Below are 26610 nucleotides of genomic sequence, written 5' to 3'. Positions count from 1 at the left end.
ATGCGCGCCGCGTGGCGGCGCGAGGAGGAGCGGGGTAGTCGGCTTTAGCGGGGCGGTCGGCTTTAGCGCGGGGCAGCGGCCTTAGCGCCTCGCTACGTCGCCGCCGGGTGGGTCGGCAGCGAGAAGTGTTCGGCCGGAACCGTTGGGCCGCTTGGCAATTGGGTGGCCAGCGGGGTGGTGATCCCGTCCAGCACCTCGGTCACGTTACCGGTCAGCCGCTCGTAGTTCAGCGTGCCGTGCTGGAAGTTCTGGGTAATCTGCAGCGGCTCTTGGATTTCCGCGCTGGTGGGCAGGCCGAGCGGGCCGCGCTCGTAGCTCTGTGAGCCCCAGGCGTCGTAGATCGCGCCGGTGACCGGCTGGGCGCCGGTCTGCGGCGACCAGTACATCGCGCCCCGGACGAAGGTGACGAAGCGGGCGTCGTCCGCCGCGCTGTCCTCCGGTGCGGTCGGCGCCCCCAGCACGCTGTTCATCCCGCCGATCTCCTGCCAGTGCGCGTAGATCGCCCCACCCTGCAGCGCCTTGATCAGCTCTTCCGGCGGATCGTTGACATGCGCTGCGATATCCCGTATCTCGTCCATCAGCGCGTAGGCCGCGTTGCCCGGGCAGTCGGTGTTGCCCACGTCGCGGTGGGTGAAGATGGTCGGCAGCGTGGCGACGGTGCCGGCCGCGTAGGTGGTGTAGTGGCTGCCGGCGGACTCCAGTTGCACGGTGCCCTTGGGGTCGACGCCGTCCATGCCCAGGCGCCAGCCGAGCAGCCGGCCCACGGCGCGCAACTGCACCGGCGTCGGCGGCACGTCGTCGAAGTTGCCGATCATCGCCACGCCCCAGGTGTTGCGGTTGAACCCGCCGGTGTGGAACGCCTCGACCGCCTTGGTGAGGCCCCCGGCGCTGCCCTCGAACACCTGGCCGTACTTGTCGACCAGCGCGTTGTAGGCGATGTCGCACCAGCCCAGCGTCTTGCTGTGGTAGGTGTAGATGGCCTTGACGATGCCGGCCGATTCCAGCGGCGAGTAGTCGTTGCTGCCCGCGGTGTGGTGCACGACTGCGGCGCGAATCCCGTTGTCGTACTGCGGACTTCCGCAGCGCAGCGATTCGTCGGCGCCCCACTCGGCCCGGCTGATGATCGGTGGCGCCTGCCCGGGCATCACCACCCCGGACGGGGGCGTCCAATGCGTTTCGGACGGCGCTTGCGGCGGCGAGATGAGCACGGCCGAGATGTTCTGCCCGAACGGTTGCTCCCGCGAGGCCGGCCTGTAGCCCAGGTCGTCGGCCGGGCGCGGGGGCGGCTGGGTCGCCGGCGCGTCGAGCGGGCGGGTGACCGCGATCTGCACGGTGGTGGTGGTGCCGACGAAGACCGGGTCCGTCCCGCGCGGCCCCTCGGTTGCCCCGCCGGCGTGGCCGGGGTCGGGCGCGGCGGTTTCGTACTCGGTCTGATACCAGGGCCCCCAGGAACCGTCGCGACGCCGGGCGCGCACCCTCGTCGACGTGCCGGCCAGGTCACCGGTCAGGGCGACCAGGGAAAACGGCGTCTGCTGGCTGATCTCGCGAACCGTGACGCCGGCCCCCAGCCCGATCAGCGGCTGCTCGGTGAGCTGGGTGCCGCGGGCCGGTGGCGCGCCGGCGGCGCCGCGGTCCCGGGTGGCGTCGCCCACCCACGAGACGAGGACGACCGTCGCCGCGATGGCGGTGAGCAGCGTCGTTGGCGCGCGACTGCGGGACACCAGCCGATGTTACGTGTGATTCTGATGTTATCTATGAGACGACACGACGTTGAGCGATGCCGAAATCCGCGGCAAAAATCGACGGCACCGCAGAACCCTCTGCGGTGCCGTCTGGTGGATGGTTTGGAAAAGGTCTAGACCGGGGCAGTGCCGGCGCGGCGCCGGCGGCCGCCGGCAACGCACCCGCGGCGCCGCCGCGGCCGGCAGCGCACCCGCCGCACCGGCAGCGCACCCGCCGCACCGGCAGGCGCCGGCCGCGCCGGGCAGAGCACCGGCCGCGCCGGGCAAAGCACCCGCGGCCGCGCCGCCGTGCATGCCCTGCGTGATCGCCGGCATCACCAGGCCCTTGAGCAGGTCGATCGCCTGACCCGCGCCGAGCTGGTTGGCGGCTTGCATCACGTCGTTGACCAGGCCCCCGCTGCTACCCGAGCTCGAGCCGCCGCCCAGACCGGTGCCACCGCCGCCGATCGGCGAGGCGTTACCGAAGGTCGACGGGTCGCCCAGGATCGGGTACGTGCCACCGGCGCCCGGGTCCAGGCCGGCCCCGGAGTCGATCGGCACCTCACTCGGCGCCACGGTCGGGCTGCCCAGCCCCGGCGCCGTCCCGGCCGGGCTGGTCAGCCCGGGGTTGGACAGCGCGGGGTTGAGCCCGGCGCCGGGGGTGGCGACCCCGGCGCCCGGCGTGGTCGGCAGCGCGCCGGGCGTGGTGAGCCCGGGCGTCGTCGGCGCGGCACCCGGGCTGGTCAGACCGGGGCTGGTCAAACCAGGACTGGTCAGGCCGGGACTGGTCAGGCCGGGACTGGTCGCACCGGGGCTCGTCAGACCGGGATTGGTCAGGCCCGGCGTTCCCAGGCCGGGCGTGCCCAGGCCGGGGCTACCCAGGCCGGGGCTGGCCAGACCGGGAGTGCTGGTGGCGCCGCCGCTCAGGGCGGGCACCGGGGGCAGGTTGATCCCGAACTGCGACAGGCCCTGCGACAGCGCACCCATCAGCTCGCCCGGCAGATCGCTCATCACCGCGGCCTGCTTGAACTCGTGGTGCTCGGGCGCCTTGTTGCCGGCCGTCGATTCGTAGACAAGGAAGTATGCGCAAGGACTCGCCACTGCCAGGGCGGCGACCGCGCTCATGGCTGTCGAAAGCTTGCGTCGGCGTCGGTTCGGCACGGAAGTCTCCTCTATCTGACTATGTGTTGTGTCGGCGCGCCCCGCCGATGCTGTCTGGCAGGAATCACACACAGTCGATGGTACGAGTGGGAATCCTGTTACTAGAGTGGTGATATTGAATCGTGAGGCAATTGCGACCAGGACTGTGATCGCCGGGCAGGCACGCTCCGCCGGCCGCCCCGAATCAGCCGGGCCCTGGTTGCTGGCCTCGCCAAATGGGTTCGGGCCACGCCGTCGGATACCCTAAGCAACCGATGACCGCTCGTTTCGATCTTTTCGTCGTCGGCTCTGGATTCTTCGGACTGACCATTGCCGAGCGCGTCGCTACCCAGCTCGGGAAGCGCGTGCTCGTGGTGGAACGCCGCCCGCACATCGGCGGCAACGCCTACTCGGAACCCGAGCCGCACACCGGCATCGAGGTGCACAAGTACGGCGCCCACCTGTTCCACACCTCTAATAAAAGGGTCTGGGACTACGTGCGGCAGTTCACCGACTTCACCGACTACCGGCACCGGGTCTTCGCCATGCACAACGGCCAGGCCTACCAGTTCCCGATGGGCCTGGGCCTGGTGTCGCAGTTCTTCGGCAAGTACTTCAGCCCCGAGGAGGCCCGCAAGCTCATCGCCGAGCAGGCCGCCGAGATCGACACCGCCGACGCGCAGAACCTCGAGGAGAAGGCGATCTCGCTGATCGGCCGGCCGCTCTACGAGGCCTTCGTCAAGGGCTACACCGCCAAGCAGTGGCAGACCGACCCCAAGGAACTGCCGGCGTCCAACATCACCCGGCTGCCGGTGCGCTACACCTTCGACAACCGCTACTTCTCCGACACCTACGAGGGGCTTCCGGTCGACGGCTACACGGCCTGGCTGCAGAACATGGCCGCCCACGAGAACATCGAGGTCCGGCTGAACACCGACTGGTTCGACGTGCGCGACGGGCTGCGCGCGGGCAGCCCCGAGGCGCCGGTGGTCTACACCGGCCCGCTGGATCGCTACTTCGACTACGCCGAGGGCCGTTTGGGTTGGCGCACACTGGATTTCGAGGTCGAGGTGCTGCCCATCGGGGACTTCCAGGGCACCCCGGTGATGAACTACAACGACCTCGACGTGCCCTACACCCGCATCCACGAGTTCCGGCACTTCCACACCGAACGGGACTACCCGACCGACAACACGGTGATCATGCGGGAGTACTCGCGGTTCGCCGAGGACGACGACGAGCCCTACTATCCGATCAACACCGAGGCCGACCGCGCCTTGCTGGCCGCCTACCGGGCTCGGGCCAAGGCCGAGACCGCGTCGGCGAAGGTCCTGTTCGGCGGCCGGCTGGGCACCTACCAGTACCTGGACATGCACATGGCCATCGCCAGCGCGCTGAACATGTATGACAACGTCCTCGCGCCGCACCTGCGCGACGGCGCATCCCTGACAGAGGCCCAGAGCAAACAGGAGAGCGGCGCCTGATGCGCGCCACGACGATGCAGAGCGGAGCGATGAGAAGGAGTGGCGCCTGAATGAGTGCCGTGAGCCTGCTGTCCCGGATCATCCTGCCGCGTCCCGGCGAGCCCCTCGACGTGCGCAAGCTGTACCTGGAGGAGTCGACGACCAACGCCCGGCGCGCGCACGCCACCAGCCGCACGTCGCTGGAGATCGGCAAAGAGTCCGAGGTGTCGTTCGCCACCTACTTCAACGCGTTCCCGGCCAGCTACTGGCGGCGCTGGTCGATCTGCGAATCGGTGGTGCTCAAGGTCGAGCTGACCGGAACCGGTCGCGTCGACGTCTACCGCACCAAGGCCACCGGGGTGCGGATCTCGGTGCAGGGCCGCCAGTTCGTCGGCACCGACGACCAGCCGGCCGTCGTCGAGATCGAGGTGCCGTTGAAGCCGTTCGAGGACGGCGGCTGGATCTGGTTCGACATCACCACCGACACCGAGGTCAACCTGATCAGCGGCGGCTGGTATGCCACCGAACCGGCACCGGGGACGGCCAACATCGCCGTCGGCATCCCCACCTTCAACCGGCCCGCCGACTGCGTCAACGCGCTGGCCGACCTCACCGCGGATCCGTTGGTGGACAAGGTGATCGGTGCGGTGATCGTGCCCGACCAGGGCACCCGCAAGGTGCGCGACCACCCGGACTTCCCGGCGGCGGCCGCGGGTCTGGGCAACCGGCTGTCCATTCACGACCAGCCCAACCTCGGCGGCTCCGGCGGATACAGCCGGGTGATGTACGAGGCGCTGAAAAACACTGACTGCCAACAGATTCTGTTCATGGATGACGACATCCGCATCGAGCCCGACTCGATCCTGCGGGTGTTGGCGTTGCACCGGTTCGCCAAGACGCCGATGCTGATCGGCGGCCAGATGCTCAACCTGCAGGAGCCCTCGCACCTGCACATCATGGGCGAGGTCGTCGACCAGTCGAACTTCATGTGGACCGCGGCGCCGCACGCCGAGTACGACCACGACTTCGCGCAATTCCCGTTGAACGACAAGAACCCTCGCAGCGCGCTGCTGCACCGGCGCATCGACGTCGACTTCAACGGGTGGTGGACGTGCATGATCCCGCGGCAGGTCGCCGAGGAGCTGGGCCAGCCGCTGCCGCTGTTCATCAAGTGGGACGACGCCGAATACGGCCTGCGCGCCGGCGAGCACGGCTACCCCACCGTCACCCTTCCCGGCGCGGCGATCTGGCACATGGCCTGGAGCGACAAGGACGACGCCATCGACTGGCAGGCCTACTTCCATCTGCGCAACCGGCTGGTGGTCGCCGCGCTGCACTGGGACGGCGACATCACCGGGCTGGTCCGCAGCCACCTGAAGGCCACCCTGAAACACCTTGCCTGCCTTGAATATTCGACGGTGGCCATCCAGAACCGGGCCATCGACGACTTCCTGGCCGGGCCCGAGCACATCTTCTCCATCCTGGAATCCGCGCTGCCCGAGGTGCACCGGCTGCGCAAGGAGTACCCGGACGCGGTGGTGCTGCCGGCGGCCAGCGAGCTGCCGCCGCCGCGCTACCAGAGCAAGGCGATGAAGCCGCCGGTGAACCCGCTGTCGATCGGCTACCGGCTGGCCCGCGGGATCGCCCACAACGCGACCAAGGCCGACCCCGAGGCGCACCGGCGCCCGCAGTACAACGTGCCCACCCAGGATGCGCGGTGGTTCCGGCTGTGCACCGTCGACGGCGTCACGGTGACGACGGCCGACGGCTGCGGCGTGGTGTACCGGCAGCGGGACCGGCGAAAGATGTTCTCGCTGTTGTTCGCATCGCTGCGCCGTCAGCGCAAGTTGCTGACCCGGTTCGACGAGATGCGCAGGGTGTATCGCGGTGCGCTGCCCGTGTTGTCCAGCAAGCAGAAGTGGGAGACGGCGTTGCTGCCAGCTGCCGAACATGCCTGAGTCCCCTGCTGCGCAGGCCCCGCGCGGTGAGGTGGCCGCGCTCGTCGCCGTCCAGGCGGCACTGAGCAAGCGCCCCGGGGTGCTGACCGTGGCGCGCGCGCTGTCCCACTTCGGCGAGCACAGCATCGGCTGGGTGGCGGCGGCCGCGCTCGGCGCGCTGTGCTCACCGCGGCGCCGCGCCGATTGGCTCGCGGCCGGGGCCGGGGCGTTCGTCGCGCACGCCGCCGCCGTCGTCGTCAAGCGCATCGTGCGGCGCGAACGGCCGCATCATCCCGCCGTCGTGGTCAACGTCGGCACCCCCAGCCGGCTCAGTTTCCCGTCCGCGCATGCCACCTCCACCACCGCCGCAGCGATCCTGCTGGGCCGGATCACCGGCCTGCCGCTGCCCGCGGTCCTGGTGCCGCCGATGGCGTTGTCCCGGATGGTGTTGGGGGTGCACTATCCCAGCGACGTGGCCTGCGGCATCGCCCTGGGGGCCGGCGTCGCCGCCGTCGCGCGCCGCGCACCGCAGCTGGCAAGAGGTGACCAATGACCGAGGAAACGCAGGAAGCGGTGGCCGGACCGCCGGCCAACGTGGTCTCCGGGGTGATCAAGGCGATCCGCCCCCGGCAATGGGTGAAGAACGTGCTGGTGCTGCTGGCGCCGGTGGCGGCGCTGGGCGGCCCGGTCCAGTACGACTACACCGACGTGCTGGGCCAGGTGTCGGTGGCGTTCGTGGTGTTCTCCCTGGCCGCCTCGTCGATCTACCTGGTCAACGACGCGCGCGACGTCGAGGCCGACCGCGAGCACCCCACCAAGCGGTTCCGGCCGATCGCGGCCGGCGTAGTGCCCGAATGGCTGGCCTACACCCTGGCCGTGCTGCTGGCGGCGGCGTCGCTGGGCATCGGCTGGTGGCTGACCCCGAACCTGGCGGCGGTGATGGCCGTCTACATCGCCATCCAGCTGGCCTACTGCTTCGGCCTCAAACACCAAGCGGTGATGGACATCTGCATCGTGTCGTCGGGGTTCCTGCTGCGCGCCATCGCCGGCGGCGCGGCCACCAACATCCGGCTGACCCAATGGTTCCTGCTGATGATGGCGTTCGGGTCGCTGTTCATGGCGGCCGGCAAGCGCTACGCCGAGCTGCAACTGGCCGAGCGGACCGGGGCGAAGATCCGCAAGGCGCTGGAGAGCTACACCAGCACCTACCTGCGGTTCGTCTGGACGTTGTCGGCCACCGCGCTGGTGGTCTGCTACGGGCTGTGGGCCTTCGACCGCGAGCACGGCGAGGCGCGCTGGTTCGTGGTGTCCATGGTCCCGTTCACCATCGCGATCCTGCGCTACGCGGTCGACGTGGACGGCGGGCTGGCCGGGGAGCCCGAGGACATCGTGCTGCGTGACCGGGTGTTCCAGCTCCTGGCGCTGGCGTGGATGGTGACGGTCGGAGCCGCCGTTGCCTTCGGTTAGCCCCGAACTGCAGGCGCTCAAGGCGCGCATCATGGGCAGCCGGCCGGTGATGAGGCGGCCCGGCTGGCCGGTGTTCCCGTACACGACGATGGTGCGCTCGAGCCTGTGGATCGGCGTGGCGGTGGTTGCCGTGCTGTTCGCCTGGGGCGGCTGGCAGCGGCGCTGGATCGCCGACGACGGGCTGATCGTGCTGCGCACCGTGCGCAACCTGCTGGCCGGCAACGGGCCGGTGTTCAACCAGGGCGAGCGGGTGGAGGCCAACACCTCGACGGCGTGGACGTATCTGATGTACGCCGGCAGCTGGGTGGGCGGCCCGCTGCGGATGGAGTACGTGGCGCTGGCGCTGGCGCTGGCGCTTTCGGTGCTCGGGGTGGCGCTGCTGATGCTGGGCGCGGCGCGGCTGTACGCGCCCAGCCTGCGCGGCCGCCGGGCGATCATGCTGCCCGCCGGGGCGCTGGTCTACATCGCGCTGCCGCCGTCGCGGGACTTCGCCACCTCCGGCCTGGAAAGCGGTTTGGCCCTGGCCTACCTGGGGTTGCTGTGGTGGATGATGGTGTGCTGGGCGCAGCCGGTGCGCAACCGGCCGGACCGCCGGGAGTTCGCCGGTGCGCTGGCGTTCGTCGCCGGGTTCAGCGTCCTGGTGCGTCCGGAGCTGGCCCTGATGGGTGGGCTGGCGCTGATCATGATGCTGGTCGCGGCCCGCACCTGGCGGCGCCGGGCGCTGATCGTCGCCGCCGGGGGTGCGCTGCCGGTGGCCTACGAGATCTTCCGGATGGGCTACTACGGCCTGCTGGTGCCGGGCACCGCCCTGGCCAAGGACGCCGCCGGGGACAAGTGGTCGCAGGGCATGACCTACCTGTCCAACTTCGACGCGCCGTACCTGGTGTGGGTTCCCGCGGTGCTGCTGGTGCTGCTCGGGGTGCTGCTGGCGGCCGCCCGGCGGCGGCCGTCGTTCCTGCGGCCCCCGCTGGCGCCCAACTACGGCCGGGTGGCCCGGGCGGTGCACAGCCCGCCGGCGGTGGTGGCCTGGGTGCTGGTCAGCGGTTTGCTGCAGGCCCTGTACTGGATTCGCCAGGGCGGGGACTTCATGCACGCCCGGGTGCTGCTGGCGCCGCTGTTCTGCCTGCTGGCCCCGGTGGCCGTCGTCCCGGTGATGGTGCCCGACGGCCAGGACTACTCCCGCGAGACCGGCAACTGGGTGGCCGGCGCGGCCTGCGCGCTGTGGCTGGGGATCGCCGGATGGGCGCTGTGGGCGGCCAACTCGCCCGGCATGGGCGACGACGCCACGCACGTCACCTACTCCGGGATCGTCGACGAACGCCGCTTCTACGCCCAGGCTACCGGCCACGCGCACCCGCTGACCGCCGCCGACTACCTGGGTTATCCGCGGATGGCCGCCATCCTGACCGCGCTGAACAACACCCCCGAGGGTGCGCTGCTGCTGCCGTCGGGCAACTACACCCAGTGGGACCTGGTGCCGATGGCCCAGCCGCCGCCCGGCACCACCCCCGACAAGTTTCCGCAAAAGCCGCAGCACACCGTGTTTTTCACCAACCTGGGCATGGTGGGGATGAACGTCGGGCTCGACGTCCGGGTGATCGACCAGATTGGTCTGGCGAATCCGCTGGCGCAGCACACCGAACGCCTCAAGCACGGCCGGATCGGGCACGACAAGAACCTGTTCCCGGACTGGGTGATCGCCGACGGGCCCTGGGTGAAGGTGTATCCCGGGATCCCGGGCTACCTGGACGCGCAGTGGGTCGCCGAGGCCGTCTCGGCGCTGCAATGCCCGGACACCCGGGCGGTGCTGGCCTCGGTGCGGGCCCCGATGACCCCGCACCGGTTCCTGTCCAACGTGCTGCACTCCTTCCAGTTCACCGGCTACCGGATCGACCGGGTGCCGCGCTACGAGCTCGCCCGCTGCGGGCTGCCGGTGCCAGAGGAAGCGCCACCGCCGCCGCGCGAGTGAGCGCCGCGCAGAAGAATTTTCGGCCGATCCGTCACCGGCCGGGCCGCGGCGTCCGCGACAAATTGGCAGCAACATCACATCTGACCCCCGACCAGCTCGCCACGGCGGTCAAGCACATGCGCCGACGTCGACTTTTGTACACGTGTTGGATGTGAAAACCGCTGGGTTCCAGGGCCGCTCGGCCGCTGGCGGGCTCGCCTCGATGCGACCGAACGGCCACCGGTGTGGTTGACTACACGAGCACTCCTGCGCTTCATGCCATCGGTAGGCGCAGGCGGTTCGAACCAATCAAGAAAGCGGCCGAGCGGACGAACGCGCCGGAACGCCGCAAGAAGGATGAGGAAGCAAGGATGACGCTTGTCGACAGATTGCGCGGCGCCGTGGCGGGGATGCCGCGCCGGCTCGTGGTGGGGGCCGCTGGTGCGGCGCTGCTCTCGGGCCTGATTGGCGCCGTCGGGGGCTCGGCGACCGCCGGGGCCTTCTCGCGCCCCGGTCTGCCGGTGGAGTACCTGCAGGTTCCCTCCGCCGCCATGGGACGGGACATCAAGGTCCAGTTCCAAAGCGGTGGGGCCAACTCGCCCGCGTTGTACCTGCTCGACGGGATGCGCGCGCAAGACGACTTCAACGGCTGGGACATCAACACCCCGGCGTTCGAGTGGTACAACCAGTCGGGCATCTCGGTCGCCATGCCGGTCGGCGGCCAGTCCAGCTTCTACTCCGACTGGTACAAGCCCGCCTGCGGCAAGGCCGGCTGCACCACCTACAAGTGGGAGACCTTCCTGACCAGCGAGCTGCCGCAGTACCTGTCGGCGCAGAAGCAGGTCAAGCCGACCGGCAGCGGTGTCGTCGGCCTGTCGATGGCCGGCTCCTCGGCGCTGATCTTGGCCGCCTACCACCCCGACCAGTTCGTCTACGCCGGCTCGCTGTCGGCGCTGCTGGACCCGTCGCAGGGCATGGGCCCGTCGCTGATCGGGCTGGCCATGGGTGACGCCGGTGGCTACAAGGCCGCCGACATGTGGGGTCCGAAGGAGGACCCGGCCTGGGCCCGCAACGACCCGTCGCTGCAGGTCGGCAAGCTGGTCGCGAACAACACCCGGATCTGGGTGTACTGCGGCAACGGCAAGCCGTCCGACCTCGGTGGCGACAACCTGCCCGCCAAGTTCCTGGAGGGCTTCGTGCGGACGTCCAACCTGAAGTTCCAGGACGCCTACAACGGCGCCGGCGGCCACAACGCGGTGTGGAACTTCGACGCCAACGGCACCCACGACTGGCCCTACTGGGGCGCGCAGCTGCAGGCGATGAAGCCTGACCTGCAGTCGGTGCTGGGCGCCACCCCGGGTGCCGGTCCGGCCACGGCCGCGGCCACCAACGCCGGGAACGGCCAGGGCACCTAACCAATACCGAGCATGACGCCGGCGGCGGGAACCCTTCGGGGCTCCCGCCGCCGGTCGTTTCGCGACGGTGTGACGAGTTTCACTACCCGGCGCGCGGGGGAACTACGGCCCTGGCTAATGTGCTCTCAGCGACTAGACGATGGAGGGTGGACATGACGGTCGTGCGGGGTGTGTCGGCGCTTCTTCGGGTGTTCTGCATCGCCGTGCTGGCGGCGGGGCTGGGCGTGGCGTTGCAGCCCGCCGCGGTCACCGGCGTGGCCCGGGCCGCGGGCTACGAGAGCCTGATGGTGCCGTCGGCGGCGATGGGCCGCGACATCCCGGTGGCCTTCCTGGCCGGCGGCCCGCATGCGGTCTACCTGCTGGACGCCTTCAACGCGGCGCCCGACGTGAGCAACTGGGTGACCGCAGGCAACGCGATGAACACCCTCGGCGGCAAGGGCATCTCGGTGGTGGCCCCGGCCGGCGGCGCGTGGAGCATGTACACCAACTGGGAGCAGGACGGCAGCAAGCAGTGGGACACCTTCCTGTCCAGCGAGCTGCCCGACTGGCTGGCCGCCAACAAGGGGCTGGCCCCGGGCGGGCACGCCGCCGTCGGCGCCTCGCAGGGCGGCTATGGCGCGATGGCGCTGGCCGCCTTCCACCCCGACCGCTTCGGCTTCGCCGGCTCGCTGTCCGGGTTTCTCTACCCGTCCAGCACCAACTACAACGGCGCCATCCTGGCCGGCCTGCAGCAGTACGGCGGCGTGGACGGCAACGGCATGTGGGGGGCGCCGCAGCTGGGCCGGTGGAAGTGGCACGACCCGTACGTGCACGCGTCGCTGCTGGCCCAGAACAACACCCGGGTGTGGGTGTGGAGCCCGACCAACATGGGCGGCGACGACGCCGCGATGATCGGCCAGGCGGGCGCGGCGATGGGTAGCTCGCGGGAGTTCTACCAGCAGTACCGCAGCAACGGCGGGCACAACGGGCACTTCGACTTCCCCGGCGGCGGCGACAACGGCTGGGGCTCGTGGGCCGGCCAGTTGGGCGCGATGTCGGGCGACATCGTCGGCGCCATTCGCTAGACGGCGATCGCCAGCGCGGCGCAGCCGGGCGCCGCGGGTCGCCGCCACATGGCTAGCCGCTCGCGGCCGGGCTGACCACCTAGGGCGAGCCGGTACCGTGTAGAGCGTGCAGCAGAGCGCGGGCGTCGCGCCGCTGCGTCCACCCGCTCTGCCAGCAGGAGAACATGCCTACCAACGCCCGGCGCAAGCGCCGTCGCACCCTGGCCTGGATCGCCGCCCTGTCGGTGGCCGGCGTCGTGTTGTTGGTCATCGTGGCCGCGGTCGTGGTGCTGCGCGGCCGCGAGGCGCCGCCCAGCGCGGTGCCGCCCGGCGTGCTGCCGCCCACCTCGACGACCGGCCATCCGCACAAGCCGCGGCCGGCGTCGCAGGACGCCTCCTGCCCGGACGTGCTGCTGGTCAACGTGCCCGGCACCTGGGAATCGGCCCCGCAGGACGACCCGGGGAACCCGCTGCAGTTCCCGAACGCGTTGCTGCACAAGGTGACCGCGAGCCTCACCGAGCAGTTCCCGCCGTCGCGGTTGCAGGCCTACACCACTCCCTACACCGCGCAGTTCCACAACCCGTTGAGCGGTGACACGCAGATGACCTACAACGCCAGCAGGGCCGAGGGCACCCGGGCCACCGTCGCGGCGATGACCGACATGAACAACAAGTGCCCGCTGACCAGCTACGTGCTGATGGGCTTCTCGCAGGGCGCGGTGATCGCCGGCGACATCGCCAGCGACATCGGCAACGGCCGCGGGCCGGTGGACGACGACCTGGTGCTGGGTGTGACGTTGATCGCCGACGGCCGCCGCCAGCAGGGGGTGGGCAACGACATCGGGCCCAACCCGCCCGGCCAGGGCGCCGAGGTGACCCTGCACGAGGTGCCCATCCTGTCCGGGCTGGGCCTGACCATGACCGGCGCGCGGCCCGGCGGGTTCGGCGACCTCAACGCCAAGACCAACGAGATCTGCGCGCCGGGCGACCTGATCTGCGCCGCGCCCGAGGAGGCCTTCAGCGTGGCCAACCTGCCCGCCACGCTGAACACCCTGGCCGGCGGTGCCGGCCAACCGGTCCACGCGCTGTACGCCACCACCCAGTGCTGGAGCCTGGACGGGGTGCCGGCCACCGACTGGACGTTGAACTGGGCTCACGGATTGATCGCGAATGCGCCACAACCCAAACACGGATGATCGGGGCGGCCGGACACAGCCGTCAGGTGGCCGTTGCCGGTGGCCATCGGCGGTACCTTGTGATTTGGTCTGCCGTGGGCGGCCCCGTAACATTAAGAGGAATTTAAGAGCTGCCAGACTTTGTCGCGGGCCCGGTCGGGGTCGATGCCGGCTGGGGCTGCGGGGGCTGCCCGTGCGTGGACATTGCGTAGACATGTAGCCGTCGGCGCGCGCCGACCGGACAACAACGTCGGCCTGGCCGACCGAACACAGGTGTGACAGGAGAGCGGAATGGCGTACCACAACCCGTTCATCGTGAATGGAAAGATCAAGTTCCCCGAGAACACGAACTTGGTCAAGCACGTTGAGAAATGGGCGAGGGTTCGTGGCGACAAGCTCGCCTACCGATTCCTGGACTTCTCCACCGAGCGCGACGGCGTCGCCTGCGACATCTCCTGGTCGGAGTTCAGCGCCCGCAACCGCGCGGTGGGCGCCCGGCTGCAGCAGGTCACCGAGCCCGGCGACCGCATCGCGGTGCTGTGCCCGCAGAACCTGGACTACCTGATCGCGCTGTTCGGCGCCCTGTACGCCGGCCGGATCGCGGTGCCGCTGTTCGACCCCAGCGAGCCCGGTCACGTCGGCCGGCTGCACGCCGTGCTCGACGACTGCACCCCGTCGACCATCCTGACCACCACCGAGGCCGCCGAGGGCGTCCGCAAGTTCATCCGCGCCCGCTCGGCCAAGGAGCGCCCGCGCGTCATCGCCGTCGACGCGGTGCCCAACGAGGTCAATTCCACCTGGGTGCCGCCGGAGGCCGACGAGAACACCATCGCCTACCTGCAGTACACCTCCGGCTCCACCCGCACCCCGACCGGCGTGGAGATCACCCACCTGAACCTGCCCACCAACGTGCTGCAGGTGCTCAACGGGCTGGAGGGCAAGGAGGGCGACCGCGGCCTGTCCTGGCTGCCGTTCTTCCACGACATGGGGTTGATCACCGCGATGCTGTCGCCGGTGCTCGGCCACAACTTCACCTTCATGACCCCCGCCGCGTTCGTGCGCCGTCCCGGCCGGTGGATCCGGGAGATGGCCCGCAAGCCCGACGACGCCCCCGACTGCGAGGTGTTCACCGTCGCGCCCAACTTCGCGTTCGAGCACGCCGCAGTGCGCGGGGTGCCGAAGGAGGGCGAGCCGCCGCTGGACCTGAGCAACGTCAAGGGAATCCTGAACGGCAGCGAGCCGGTGTCCCCGTCCTCGATGCGCAAGTTCTACGAGGCCTTCAAGCCGTACGGCCTGCGCGAGACCGCGATCAAGCCGTCCTACGGCCTGGCCGAGGCGACGCTGTTCGTCTCCACCACCCCGATGGACCAGGCGCCCACCGTCATCCACGTCGACCGCGCCGAGCTGAACAAGCAGCGCTTCGTCGAGGTGCCCGCCGATGCCCCCAACGCGGTGGCCCAGGTGTCCGCCGGCGTCATCGGCGTCGACGAGTGGGCGGTCATCGTCGACCCGGAGACCGCCAGCGAGCTGCCGGACGGGCACATCGGCGAGATCTGGTTGCACGGCAACAACATGGGCATCGGATACTGGGGCAAGGAAGAGGAGACCAACGAGGTCTTCCGCAACATCCTCAAGTCGCGGATCAGCCAGTCGCACGCCGAGGGCGCCCCGGACGACGCGATGTGGGTCAAGACAGGCGACTACGGCACCTATTACAAGGGCCACCTCTACATCGCCGGCCGGATCAAGGACCTGGTCATCATCGACGGCCGCAACCACTACCCGCAGGACCTGGAGTACTCGGCGCAGGAGGCCAGCAAGGCGCTGCGCACCGGGTATGTGGCCGCCTTCTCGGTGCCGGCCAACCAGCTGCCCAAAGAGGTGTTCGACAACCCGCACACCGGGCTGAAGTACGACCCGGACGACACCTCCGAGCAGCTGGTGATCGTCGCCGAGCGCGCGCCCGGCACCCACAAGCTGGACTACCAGCCGATCGCCGACGACATCCGGGCCGCCATCGCGGTGCGCCACGGCGTCACGGTCCGCGATCTGCTGCTGGTGCAGGCGGGGACGATTCCGCGGACCTCCAGCGGCAAGATCGGGCACCGCGCCTGCCGCGCCGCCTACCTCGACGGCAGCCTGCGAAGCGGTGTCGGCTCCCCGACGGCCTTCGCCAACTCAACCGACTGAGCATCAGGACCATGGCTGACATAGACGAACCTCAGGAGAACACGCCCGCCAAGAAGAGCGATATGCGCGCCGGCGACGAGGCAGAGCGAAGCGATGCTGAGGAGCGGCGCCCGACAACCGTGCCCGAGATGCGCGAGTGGCTGCGCAACTGGGTGGGCCGGGCCGTCGGGAAGTCACCCGACGAGATCGACGAGACGGTGCCGATGGTCGAGCTGGGCCTGTCGTCGCGGGACGCGGTGGCGATGGCCGCCGACATCGAGGACATGACCGGCGTCACCCTGTCGGTGGCGGTGGCCTTCCAGCATCCGACCATCGAGTCGCTGGCCACCCGCATCATCGAGGGCGAGCCGGAGGCCGTCGACGCCGGCGACGACATGGACTGGTCGCGCAGCGGGCCGGCCGAGCGGGTCGACATCGCGATCGTGGGGCTGTCCACCCGGCTGCCCGGCGACATGAACAGCCCCGATGAGACCTGGCAAGCGCTGATGGAGGGCCGCGACGCCATCACCGACCTGCCCGAGGGCCGCTGGTCGGAATTCCTCGAGGAGCCGCGCATCGCGGCGCGGGTGGCAGGCGCCCGCACCCGCGGCGGCTACCTGAAGGACATCAAGGGCTTCGACTCGGAGTTCTTCGCGGTCGCCAAGACCGAGGCCGACAACATCGACCCGCAGCAGCGGATGGCGCTGGAGCTGACCTGGGAGGCGCTCGAGCACGCCCGCATCCCGGCGTCCAGCCTGCGCGGCGAGGCGGTCGGCGTGTACGTCGGCTTCTCCAACAACGACTACCAGTTCCTGGCCGTGTCCGACCCGACCGTCGCGCACCCCTACGCGATCACCGGCACCGCCAGCTCGATCATCGCCAACCGGGTGTCCTACTTCTACGACTTCCGCGGCCCCTCGGTGGCGGTGGATACCGCCTGCTCCAGCTCGCTGGTGGCGACGCATCAGGCCGTGCAGGCGCTGCGCAACGGCGAGTGCGACGTGGCGATCGCCGGTGGGGTCAACGCGCTGCTCACCCCGCTGGTGACGCTCGGTTTCGACGAGATCGGCCAGGTGCTGGCACCCGACGGCCGGATCAAGTCGTTCTCCGCCGACGCCGACGGCTACACCCGCTCCGAGGGTGGGGGCATGTTCGTGCTCAAGCGGGTCGACGACGCCCGCCGGAACGGCGACCAGATCCTGGCCGTGATCGCCGGCAGCGCGGTCAACCACGACGGCCGGTCCAACGGTCTGATCGCCCCCAACCAGGACGCCCAGGCCGAGGTGCTGCGCCGGGCCTACAAGGACGCCGGCATCGATCCGCGCACCGTCGACTACATCGAGGCGCACGGCACCGGCACGGTGCTGGGTGACCCGATCGAGGCCGAGGCGCTGGGCCGGGTGGTCGGCCGCGGCCGGCCCGCCGACCGTCCGGCGCTGCTCGGTGCGGTGAAAACCAATGTGGGACACCTGGAGTCGGCGGCCGGCGCGGCCAGCCTGGCCAAGGTGGTGCTGGCGTTGCAGCACGACAAGCTGCCGCCGTCGATCAACTTCGCCGGGCCCAGCCCCTACATCGACTTCGACGGCATGCGCCTGAAAGTCATTGACAGCCCGACGGATTGGCCGCGCTACGGCGGCTACGCGCTGGCCGGGGTGTCCAGTTTCGGGTTCGGTGGCGCCAACGCGCACCTGGTGGTGCGCGAGGTGCTGCCCCGCGACGTCATCGAGCGCGAACCGGAACCAACGCCCGCCCCGCAGGCCGCCGCCGAGCCCACCGAATCGCCTGAGCCGCAGGCCCACGCGCTGCGGTTCGACGACTTCGGCAACGTCATCCCCGACCCCGAAGCGCCCGAGGAGGAAGAGCACGAGCTTCCCGGGTTGACCGAGGAGGCGCTGCGCCTCAAGGCGATCGCGCTGGAAGAGCTTGCGGCGCAACAGGAGTCCGAGCCCACCAAGCCGCTGATCCCGCTGGCCGTGTCGGCGTTTCTGACGTCACGCAAAAAGGCGGCCGCCGCCGAGCTGGCGGACTGGATGGAAAGCCCGGAGGGGCAAGCGTCGTCGCTGGAATCGATCGGCCGCGCCCTGTCCCGGCGCAACCACGGCCGCTCCCGCGCGGTAGTGCTGGCCCACGACCACGAGGAGGCCATCAAGGGTCTGCGGGCGGTCGCCGAGGGCAAGCAGCGGCCGAACGTGTTCAGCACCGACGGCCCGGTCACCAACGGCCCGGTGTGGGCGATGGCCGGTTTCGGTGCGCAGCACCGCAAGATGGGCAAGAACCTGTACCTGCGCAACGAGGTCTTCGCCGAGTGGATCGAGAAGGTCGACGCGCTGATCCAGGACGAGCGCGGTTACTCGGTGCTCGAACTGATCCTCGACGACTCGCACGAGTACGGCATCGAGACCTCCAACGTCGTCATCTTCGCGATCCAGATCGCGCTGGGTGAGCTGCTCCGCCACCACGGCGCCAAACCCGCTGCGGTGGTTGGCCAATCGCTCGGCGAGCCGGCGTCGGCGTATTTCTCCGGCGGGCTCTCGCTGGCCGACGCCGCCCGGGTGATCTGCTCACGCTCGCACCTGATGGGCGAGGGCGAGGCGATGCTGTTCGGCGAGTACATCCGGTTCATGGCCCTTGTCGAGTACTCCGCCGACGAACTCAAGACGGTGTTCGCCGACTTCCCCGGCCTGGAGGTGTGCGTCTACGCCGCGCCCAGCCAGACCGTCATCGGCGGGCCGCCGGAGCAGATCGACGCGATCGTCGCCCGCGCCGAGGCCGAGGGGCGTTTCGCGCGCAAGCTGCAGACCAAGGGCGCGGGGCACACCTCGCAGATGGACCCGCTGCTCGGCGAGTTCTCCGCGGAATTGCAGGGCATCAAGCCGATGAGCCCGACCGTCGGGATCTTCTCGACGGTGCACGAGGGCACCTACATCAAGCCCGGCAGCGAGCCGGTCCACGACGTCGCCTACTGGGTCAAGGGGATGCGGCATTCCGTCTACTTCACCCACGGTATCCGCAACGCCGTCGACAGCGGCCACACCACGTTCCTGGAGCTCGCCCCCAACCCGGTGGCGCTGATGCAGATCGGCCTGACCACCGCCGCCGCGGGATTGCATGACGCCCAACTGATTCCGACGCTCGCCAAAAAACAGGACGACGTCGAGTCGATGATCTCGGCCATGGCCCAGCTCTACGTCTACGGCCACGACCTGGACATTCGCACGTTGTTCACCCGGGCGAAGGGTCCGCAGGATTACGCGAACATCCCGCCGACCCGGTTCAAGCGCAAAGAGCACTGGCTCGACGTGCACTTCTCCGGCGACGGTTCGGTGATCATGCCGGGCACCCACGTTGCGCTGCCGGACGGCCGGCACGTGTGGGAATACGCGCCGCGCAACGGCGAGACGGACCTGGCGGCGTTGGTGAGATCGGCTGCCACACAAGTGCTTCCGGACGCGCAGCTGGTGGCCTCCGAGCAGCGGGCGGTGCCCGGCCCGGGAGCCCGGCTGGTGACGACCATGACCCGTCATCCGGGTGGGGCGTCGGTCCAGGTGCATGCCCGCATCGACGAGTCCTTCACCCTGGTCTACGACGCGCTGGTGTCGCGGGCCGGCCAGAACGTGGCGGCGCTGCCGACCGCGGTCGGCGCCGGCGCGGCCATCGCCGCCGCCCCGACCGTCGCGGCGCCCGAGCAGCCGGCGGAGGCCCCCGTCGAGGAGGACACCAACGCCGAGACGCTGTCGGACAGCCTGACCGCCCGCTACCTGCCCGCCGGTACCGGCAAGTGGTCACCGGATTCGGGCGAGACCGTCGCCGAGCGGCTGGGCCTGATCGTCTCGGCGGCAATGGGTTACGAGCCCGAGGACCTGCCGTGGGAGGTGCCGCTGATCGAGCTGGGCCTGGACTCGCTGATGGCGGTGCGGATCAAGAACCGGGTCGAATACGACTTCGACCTGCCGCCGATCCAGCTGACGGCGGTGCGTGATGCCAACCTCTACAACATCGAGCAGCTGATCACGTACGCGATCGAGCACCGCGACGAGGTCGAGGCGCTGCACGAGCATCAGAAGACGCTGACGCCCGAGGAGATCGCCAAGGAACAGGCCCAGCTGCTCAGCGGGGCGACGCCGGCCTCGGTGGCCGCGCCCGCCCCCGACCCGCAGGCCGAGCCCGAGACCCAGCCGGCCCCGCCGCCGCCGTCGGACACCCCGATTCCGCCGCCGCCGACGGACCCGTCGGGTCCCTCCGCCAACGGCGGGCAGCCCAAGCCGAGCCTGGCCGAGGCGCTCAGCTCCGAAGCGGTGACCAAGGCGCTGAACTCCGACGTGCCCCCGCGCGACGCCGCCGAGCGGGTCACCTTCGCCACCTGGGCGATCGTCACCGGCAAGTCGGCGGGCGGCATCTTCAACCCGCTGCCCAAGCTGGACGCCGACACCGCCGCCAAGATGGCGCAGCGGCTGTCGGAGCGGGCCGACGGGCCGATCACCGTCGAGGACGTGCAGGCCGCCGAGACCATCGAGGCGCTCGCCGAGCGGGTGCGCACCTACCTGGAGGCCGGCCAGATCGACGGGTTCGTGCGCACCCTGCGGGCCCGGCCGGAGGGCAGCACCAAGATCCCGGTGTTCGTGTTCCACCCGGCCGGCGGTTCCACCGTGGTGTACGAGCCGCTGCTCAAGCGGTTGCCGCCGGACACCCCGATGTACGGCTTCGAGCGCGTGGAGGGGTCCGTGCAGGAGCGGGCCGCCCAGTACGTGCCCAAGCTGCTGGAGCTCAACGGGGACAACCCGTTCGTCCTCGTGGGCTGGTCGCTCGGCGGCGCGCTGGCCTACGCCTGCGCGATCGGGCTGAAGCGGGCCGGCGCCGACGTCCGTTTCGTCGGGCTGATCGACACCGTCCGCGCCGGCGAGGAGATCCCGCAGACCAAGGAGGAGACCCGCAAGCGCTGGGACCGCTACGCGCGGTTCGCCGAGCGCACCTTCAACGTCGAGATCCCGGCGATCCCCTACGAGCAGCTCGAGGAGCTCGACGACGAAGGGCAGGTCAAGTTCGTGCTGGACATCGTCCAGCAGAGCGGGGTGCAGATCCCGGGCGGCATCGTCGAGCACCAGCGGACGTCCTACCTGGACAACCGGGCGCTCGAGACCGTCCAGATCGAGCCGTACGACGGGCACGTGACGCTGTACATGGCCGACCGCTACCACGACGACGTCATCGAGTTCGAGCCGCGCTACGCCATCCGCCAGCCCGACGGCGGCTGGGGCGAGTATGTGGCCGACCTGGAAGTGGTTCCGATCGGCGGCGAGCACATCCAGGTCATCGACGAACCGATCATCGGCAAGGTCGGCGCCCACCTCACCGACGTGCTGAATAAGGTGGAGGCGCAAACCAGTCAGACAAGTGAGGTAGGCAAGTAGTGACGGAGATGGCGCCGGCCCCCATCCAGCACACCACCGCCGAGAAGCTGGCCGAGCTGTACCGCCGGCTGGAGTTGGCCAAGGAGCCCGGTGGCGAGAAGGCCGCCGCCAAGCGGGACAAGAAGGGCATCCCCAGCGCCCGGGCCCGCATCCACGCGCTGGTCGATCCGGGCACCTTCCTGGAGACCGGGGCGCTGGCCAAGACACCCAACGACCCCAACGCCCTCTACGGCGACGGCTGCGTCACCGGCCACGCCATGATCGACGGCCGGCCGGTCGGGGTGTTCTCCCACGACCAGACGGTGTTCCAGGGCACGGTCGGCGAGATGTTCGGCCGCAAGGTGGCCCGGCTGATGGAGTGGTGCGCCATGGTCGGCTGCCCGATCATCGGCATCCAAGACTCCGGCGGCGCCCGCATCCAGGATGCGGTCACCTCGCTGGCCTGGTACGCCGAGCTGGGCCGCCGGCACGAGGCATTGAGCGGGCTGGTGCCGCAGATCTCGCTGATCTTCGGCAAATGCGCTGGGGGAGCGGTGTATTCGCCGATCCAGGACGACCTGCTGGTCTCGGTGCGCGATCAGGGCTACTTCTTCGTCACCGGCCCGGACGTGATCCGGGAGGTCACCGGCGAGGAGGTCACCCTCGACGAGCTCGGCGGCTCCGACGCGCAGGCCCGCTACGGCAACATCCACCACGTGGTCAACACCGAGGCCGAGGCGTTCCAGTACGTGCGGGAGTACCTGTCCTTCCTGCCGTCCAACTGCTTCGACCAGCCGCCGATCGTCAACCCCGGGCTGGAGCCCGAGATCACGCCGACCGACCTCGAGCTCGACTCGATCGTGCCGGACTCGGACAACATGTCCTACGACATGCACGAGATCCTGCTGCGGATCTTCGACGACGGCGACTTCCTCGAGGTGGCCGCCCAGCACGGCCCGGCCATCATCACCGGCTACGCCCGCGTCGACGGCCACCCCGTGGGCGTGATCGCCAACCAGCCCATGCACCTGTCCGGGTCGATCGACAACGAGGCCTCGGACAAGGCCGCGCGGTTCATCCGGTTCTGCGACGCGTTCAACATCCCGCTGGTCTTCGTGGTGGACACGCCCGGCTTTCTGCCCGGGGCCGAGGAGGAGAAGCGGGGCATTATCAAGCGCGGCGGCCGGTTCCTCTACTCGGTGGTGGAGGCCGACGTGCCGAAGGTGACCATCACCGTCCGCAAGTCCTACGGCGGCGCCTACGCCGTGATGGGCTCGCGGCAGCTGACCGCCGACTTCAACTTCGCCTGGCCGACCGCGCGGATCGCGGTGATCGGCGCCGAGGGGGCGGCGCAGCTGCTGATGAAGCGGTTCCCCGACCCGACCACGCCCGAGGCGCAGCAGATCAAGAAGGACTTCATCGAGGGCTACAACCTCAACATGGCGATCCCGTGGACGGCGGCCGAACGCGGCTTCATCGACGCGGTCATCGACCCGCACGAGACGCGGCTGCTGCTGCGCAAGTCGCTGAAATTGTTGCGGGACAAGCAGTTGTGGTTCCGCGTCGCCCGCAAGCACGGGCTGATCCCGGTCTAGTCGCCCACGGCCTGCTTGGTCGCCTGCACGAAATAACCGCGCGGCGCCCCCGCGACGTCCATCGGGACCGCGGGCGCATACCAGCGCTGGTACCGGTTGCCCGGTTCCGCGACATCGGTGACCGTCGCCGACCAGCCGAGGCGCTCGCACAACCCGCCCGGGTCGTCGGTGCCGAAGCGCCACGGGGCGCCGCTGCGGGCCATCGACTCCAGCACCGGCGCCATGAACTCCGACTCCAGCAGCGCCTTGCCGACGACGTCGTAGAGCAGGACCGAGCCGCGCGCCGAGAGCGCGTCGACGCGGTCGAACAACGCGGTGACCGCGGCCTCGTCGAGGTACTGCAGCAGCCCCTCGATCAGCCACACCGCCGGCGCGGACGGATCGAGTCCGGCGCGGCGCAGGGCGGCCGGCCAGTCCTGGGCCAGATCGACCCCCACCGCGACACGTCGACACGCCGGCCGTTCGCCGGCCAGCACGCCGTCCTTGGCCGACAGCACCTCCGGTTGGTCCAGTTCGTAGACGACCGTGCCGTCGGGCCACGCCAGCCGGTAGGCGCGGGCGTCCATGCCGGCGGCCAGGATGACGAGCTGGCTGATTTGCTGCGCCGCCTCCAGCAGGGCGTCATCCCAGAACCGGGTGCGCACGACGATCTGCGCGGTGGCGCTCTCGTCGGTCGCGGCCAGCGCCCCGGCGAGCAGCTCGCGCCCCCGATCGCCGGCCAGCCGTGCCGCGAACGGATCGGCGAAAAGCCGGTCGTCGCGGGTGGTTTCGTGGGCGCGGATGGCGGCCACCAGCAGCGCGGTGTCGGCGACCGCGGCGAGGTTTGCTTCCATCACCCCATCATCGGCGCCGGGCGCCGGCCGCGGCTTGGATATTTTGGCCGCGTGCACTCACCGGGCGAGTTCGACGTGACCGGGCATCGACGAGCGTCGCCGCGCGTACTGGGTGGGGGTGACGCCGGTGAAGGCGCGGAACTCGCGCACGAAGTGGGCCTGATCGAAGTAGCCGAGATCGGCCGCGATCGTCGCGCCCCGCGCCGGGGTGTCGAGCGCGCGCAGCGCGGCCTGCAGCCGGCGCACCCGAAGATAGGCCTTCGGTGACAGGCCGACCTCGCAGCGGAACAGCGCGGCGAACCGCTTACGCGAAAGACCGCTCAGCTCTTGGGCTTTCGAGACGCGCATGGACGGGTCGAGATCCCCGCCGCGCAACACCGGCGCCAGGCGCGCGGGTGGCCACGCGGCGTCGCGGCGCATCCGGCGGACCAGAAACGCCTGCAGCAGCGCCACGCGGCGCGGTGGCGAGCCGGCGTCGATGAGTTGCTCGCGCAGCAGCGCCGCGTCCCGGCCCCAGAGGTCTTCGAGGCCAACCAGCGCATCCTCCAGATCGCTCAGCGGGCAACCCAGGAATGCCAGCGCCCCGGCGGGCCGGAAGTGGATGGTCATCACGGTGTGGGCGGGGGCGACCCGCACGACGTAGGCCGTCGCGCCCGCCCCGGCGGCGAAGGCGGGCGGAACCGTCAGCGGCGTGCGGGCATCCGAGGCGTAGAAGCCGAGGTCGGTGCGGCCGCCGACGTCGATGATCGCGGTGACCGCGCCGCGCGGCAGCGCCCGGCTGGTATGCACCCCCAAGGCCTCGTCGCCGCGCCAGTAACCGAAATACTCGATGTGCTCGGCGAGCGGCGGGCTCGGCCGGTACAACCGCGGAGCAGTCATGGTGCGGCCTAGGGACGGAACGCGCCGTCGACCAGTTCCTCGAAGCGCTGCAACGCCTCGTCGGAGTCGACGTCGATGCCGCGCAGCGCGCCCCGGTCGGCGAGGTAGCGCTGCGCGTAGAGCCGCGCGACCAGCGCCTTGCGGTCACTGCCGCGGGTGGCCCGCTCCCAGGCGGCCTGCTCGACCAGCAACGCGCCGCCGTAGACGTCGCCCATGAATTGGGCCAGCGCGAACAGCCGCGCCTCGGCCAGCGGCTTGTCGAGCTTGCCCCAGGCGGTGATCGCCGCGTCCAGGTCCTCGATCCGGCCGGCCACCAGGCGGGTGGCTTCGTCGTCGTCGGCCACCGACACCGCATCGCGCAGCCGGGCCAGCAGCGTCTCGTGCGCCCGGGTCTGCTCGATGCCGCGCCGCACATCCAGGCACAGGATGTTGTCCGGGCCCTCCCAGATGGTGTTGACCTGGGCGTCCCGCAAAAGCCTTGCCACCGGCCAGTTTTCGATGTAGCCGTTGCCGCCGTGGATCTCGATCGCATCCGAGGCCGCGGTGATGCCCAGCCGGCATACCCGGAGCTTGGTGACCGGCACCGCGATGCGCTGGCGCATGCCGCGCGGCTGGCGATGGTTGGTGGCGCCGGTGCCGTCGAACACCATCGCCTGCGCCGCCTCGACGTCGACGATCAGCTCGGCGAGCTTGCGCCGCATCAGCGGCTTGTCGATCAGCGCGCCGCCGAACGCCCGGCGCTGCCGCGCGTAACACAGCGACTCGACCAGGGCGCGGCGCGCGTTGCCGAGCCCGAACAACGCGATGCCCAGCCGCGCGGCGTTGGTCAGCTCCATCATCCGGCCCAGCCCCTTGCCGTCCGACGCGGCGCCGTCGGTGGGCTCGCCGGACAGCAGGAACGCCTCGGCGTCGACGAACTCGACCTCGCCGGAGGCCACCGAGCGGGTGCCGAGCTTGTCCTTCAGCCGGCGCACCCGCACCCCGTTGCGGGAACCGTCGCGGCGGGTGCGCAGCACCAGGAAGTTGGCCACACCACGCGAATTGTCAGGTGCCCCTTCGGGTTTGGCCAGTACGACGAACGCCTCCCCGGCGCAGTTGGAGGCGAACCACTTGAAGCCGTTGAGCAGCCAGCTGTCGCCGTGGCGCGTCGCGGTGGTCTCCAACGCGCCCAGGTCGGAGCCGCCGGTGCGCTCGGTGAGCAGTTGCGCGGTTTCACCGGCCCACTCCCCGGAGGCGAACTTGGCCAGCACGTGCTCGCGCACATCGGCGGGCGCGTAGGCGGCCACCAGCGACTGCACCATGCCGCCGCCGGTGCCCAACGCGCACCCCATCCCGATATCGGCTTGGTTGAGCAGGTAATTGGACGCGAACAGCGGCAGCGACGAGCTCATCTTCGCCGCCCGCGCTTCGGTGCGCAGCGCCTGCTGGGCCTCCAGCACGGCCCGCTTGGACTGGACGAAGGACGGCGGCATCACCACCCGGCTGATGTCGTGGCCCCACCGGTCGTAGCGCTCCAGCCGGGGCGGGTTGCGGTCGGTCTCCTCGGCCCAGCGCGCCACCGGGCCGCCCATCAGCTCACCGATGCGCGACAGATGCCGCTCGGCCAGCGCCAGCTCGTCGGGCCGCAGGTAGTAGGACATGGTGAACTGCAGCGTCGGATCGGTGTCATACCAGTTGAGACCCACGGCCCCGCAGTAGTTCTCGGTCGCGTAGCGCTGGGATTTCTCCGCGGTGGAAAAGGGCAGCCGATCCACCGCCTCGACGGCGTAGTCGCTCATCGTTGAGACGTTACGCGCCCACCGGCACCACGAACTCCGACGTGTAGAACTCGGCCGGATTCTGCGAGTTCGGATTCGGCCGCTCGATGATCAACCACACCCCGGTGGTGCCGGGCCGGACGGTGTCGGAAACGGTCGCCGTGCCGCGGCCCGCGCCGTCGAGGTCCATACCGGTGAAAGCGGTTCCCGGGTCGCCGGGCCCGCAGCCGGCCGACGACGGCCGCGGTTCTTCGATGAGGCCGACGTCGAAATGCATTCCCGGCTCGGGCGCGTCCACCAAATGCACCTCGGCCACGGCCGTGGACCCATTGACGCGGACGACGGCCGAGCCGGTGCCCAGCATCGGGCTGGGCACCTTGGGCGCGATGCTCACCTTGCTGAAATCGCAACGGCGCAGGTAGTTGTCGAAAACGACGGTGGTGCCGCCACCCTCGGCGGCCGCGGTGGCCGGGGATGACACCGCGGCCGGGAGGATCAGCGCCGTGACGGCGGCCGCGTGGGTTCCCAGGCGAATCAGCGTGTGCATCGGGCCATCCTTTTCCGGGTGTGAACTGGATCACGGCGGAATTAGTATTGACCCGGAAATGGATTGCCGAAACCCATTATCGGTAATTACTCGATCGTTAATTCGGCGCGTTATTCGACCGGTGAATAATTACG

Annotated in this window: 16 protein-coding genes and 1 pseudogene; 11 read left to right on the top strand and 6 right to left on the bottom strand. The window is 70.0% G+C overall.

The features are described 5' to 3' along the window. Nucleotides 1-92: 92 nt before the first annotated feature. Entirely contained in the window at nucleotides 93-1721 is a 1629-nt protein-coding gene (locus NF20_RS21480; RefSeq protein ID WP_033711145.1) for an LGFP repeat-containing protein, read from the bottom strand. Between the two features lie 252 nt (nucleotides 1722-1973). After that, nucleotides 1974-2882 (bottom strand): annotated as a pseudogene (locus NF20_RS27440) (PirG); the annotation flags it as partial. A gap of 254 nt (nucleotides 2883-3136) precedes the next feature. On the opposite strand from NF20_RS27440, the gene glf reads away from it, so the two are divergent. The 11 genes from glf (at nucleotide 3137) to NF20_RS21420 (ending at nucleotide 22460) form a co-directional block, all read left to right on the top strand. Next, nucleotides 3137-4345, top strand: coding sequence for a UDP-galactopyranose mutase (glf, locus tag NF20_RS21470; RefSeq protein WP_033710902.1), 1209 nt, complete (start codon nucleotides 3137-3139; stop codon nucleotides 4343-4345). Nucleotides 4346-4395: 50 nt separating this feature from the next. Further along, complete coding sequence (locus NF20_RS21465) at nucleotides 4396-6282, top strand: glycosyltransferase (protein WP_009974449.1); 1887 nt, start codon at nucleotides 4396-4398, stop codon at nucleotides 6280-6282. Then, entirely contained in the window at nucleotides 6275-6814 is a 540-nt protein-coding gene (locus NF20_RS21460) for a phosphatase PAP2 family protein (RefSeq protein WP_003872570.1), read from the top strand. Before NF20_RS21465 ends, NF20_RS21460 begins: the two co-directional genes overlap by 8 nt. After that, a complete protein-coding gene (locus NF20_RS21455; RefSeq protein ID WP_011723406.1) occupies nucleotides 6811-7728 on the top strand; it encodes a decaprenyl-phosphate phosphoribosyltransferase in 918 nt (305 codons plus the stop codon). The genes NF20_RS21460 and NF20_RS21455 overlap by 4 nt, the downstream gene beginning before the upstream one ends. Then, nucleotides 7715-9697: a terminal beta-(1->2)-arabinofuranosyltransferase gene (gene aftB / locus NF20_RS21450; RefSeq protein WP_033710901.1), complete on the top strand. Its 1983-nt coding sequence runs from the start codon at nucleotides 7715-7717 to the stop codon at nucleotides 9695-9697. Before NF20_RS21455 ends, aftB begins: the two co-directional genes overlap by 14 nt. A gap of 350 nt (nucleotides 9698-10047) precedes the next feature. Continuing rightward, nucleotides 10048-11091, top strand: coding sequence for a diacylglycerol acyltransferase/mycolyltransferase Ag85A (ag85A, locus tag NF20_RS21445; RefSeq protein WP_011723409.1), 1044 nt, complete (start codon nucleotides 10048-10050; stop codon nucleotides 11089-11091). Nucleotides 11092-11252: 161 nt separating this feature from the next. Continuing rightward, complete coding sequence (locus tag NF20_RS21440; protein WP_033710907.1) at nucleotides 11253-12155, top strand: esterase family protein; 903 nt, start codon at nucleotides 11253-11255, stop codon at nucleotides 12153-12155. 164 nt (nucleotides 12156-12319) lie between these two features. Then, a complete protein-coding gene (locus NF20_RS21435) occupies nucleotides 12320-13330 on the top strand; it encodes a cutinase family protein (protein ID WP_003872575.1) in 1011 nt (336 codons plus the stop codon). Nucleotides 13331-13600: 270 nt separating this feature from the next. Next, complete coding sequence (gene fadD32 / locus NF20_RS21430) at nucleotides 13601-15499, top strand: long-chain-fatty-acid--AMP ligase FadD32 (protein ID WP_009974458.1); 1899 nt, start codon at nucleotides 13601-13603, stop codon at nucleotides 15497-15499. An 11-nt stretch (nucleotides 15500-15510) separates the two neighbouring features. Next, nucleotides 15511-20886, top strand: coding sequence for a polyketide synthase Pks13 (pks13, locus tag NF20_RS21425; protein WP_033710898.1), 5376 nt, complete (start codon nucleotides 15511-15513; stop codon nucleotides 20884-20886). 8 nt (nucleotides 20887-20894) lie between these two features. Further along, nucleotides 20895-22460 carry an acyl-CoA carboxylase subunit beta gene (locus tag NF20_RS21420; protein ID WP_031344660.1) on the top strand — a complete coding sequence of 522 codons (1566 nt, stop codon included), beginning with the start codon at nucleotides 20895-20897 and terminating at the stop codon, nucleotides 22458-22460. Here NF20_RS21420 and NF20_RS21415 read toward each other — a convergent pair. From NF20_RS21415 to NF20_RS21400, 4 genes are read right to left on the bottom strand one after another with little or no spacing between them, the layout of a single operon-like run. After that, complete coding sequence (locus tag NF20_RS21415) at nucleotides 22457-23350, bottom strand: class I SAM-dependent methyltransferase (protein WP_019732573.1); 894 nt, start codon at nucleotides 23348-23350, stop codon at nucleotides 22457-22459. The two genes, NF20_RS21420 and NF20_RS21415, sit on opposite strands and share 4 nt — an antisense overlap. Beyond that, nucleotides 23351-24172, bottom strand: a complete 822-nt coding sequence (locus tag NF20_RS21410) for a helix-turn-helix domain-containing protein (RefSeq protein ID WP_019732574.1) — start codon at nucleotides 24170-24172, stop codon at nucleotides 23351-23353. Between the two features lie 8 nt (nucleotides 24173-24180). After that, on the bottom strand, nucleotides 24181-25950 hold the full coding sequence (locus NF20_RS21405; RefSeq protein WP_019732575.1) for an acyl-CoA dehydrogenase family protein: 1770 nt from the start codon (nucleotides 25948-25950) through the stop codon (nucleotides 24181-24183). Nucleotides 25951-25960: 10 nt separating this feature from the next. After that, nucleotides 25961-26476, bottom strand: coding sequence for a hypothetical protein (locus NF20_RS21400; RefSeq protein ID WP_019732576.1), 516 nt, complete (start codon nucleotides 26474-26476; stop codon nucleotides 25961-25963). Between the last annotated feature and the right edge of the window lie 134 nt (nucleotides 26477-26610).

The sequence above is a fragment of the Mycobacterium sp. MAC_080597_8934 genome (genome assembly GCF_000523975.1).
GTDB classification, from domain to species: domain Bacteria; phylum Actinomycetota; class Actinomycetes; order Mycobacteriales; family Mycobacteriaceae; genus Mycobacterium; species Mycobacterium avium.
Note: the sequence above shows the minus strand (reverse complement) of the source record. Positions and strands in the feature narration are given on the sequence as shown.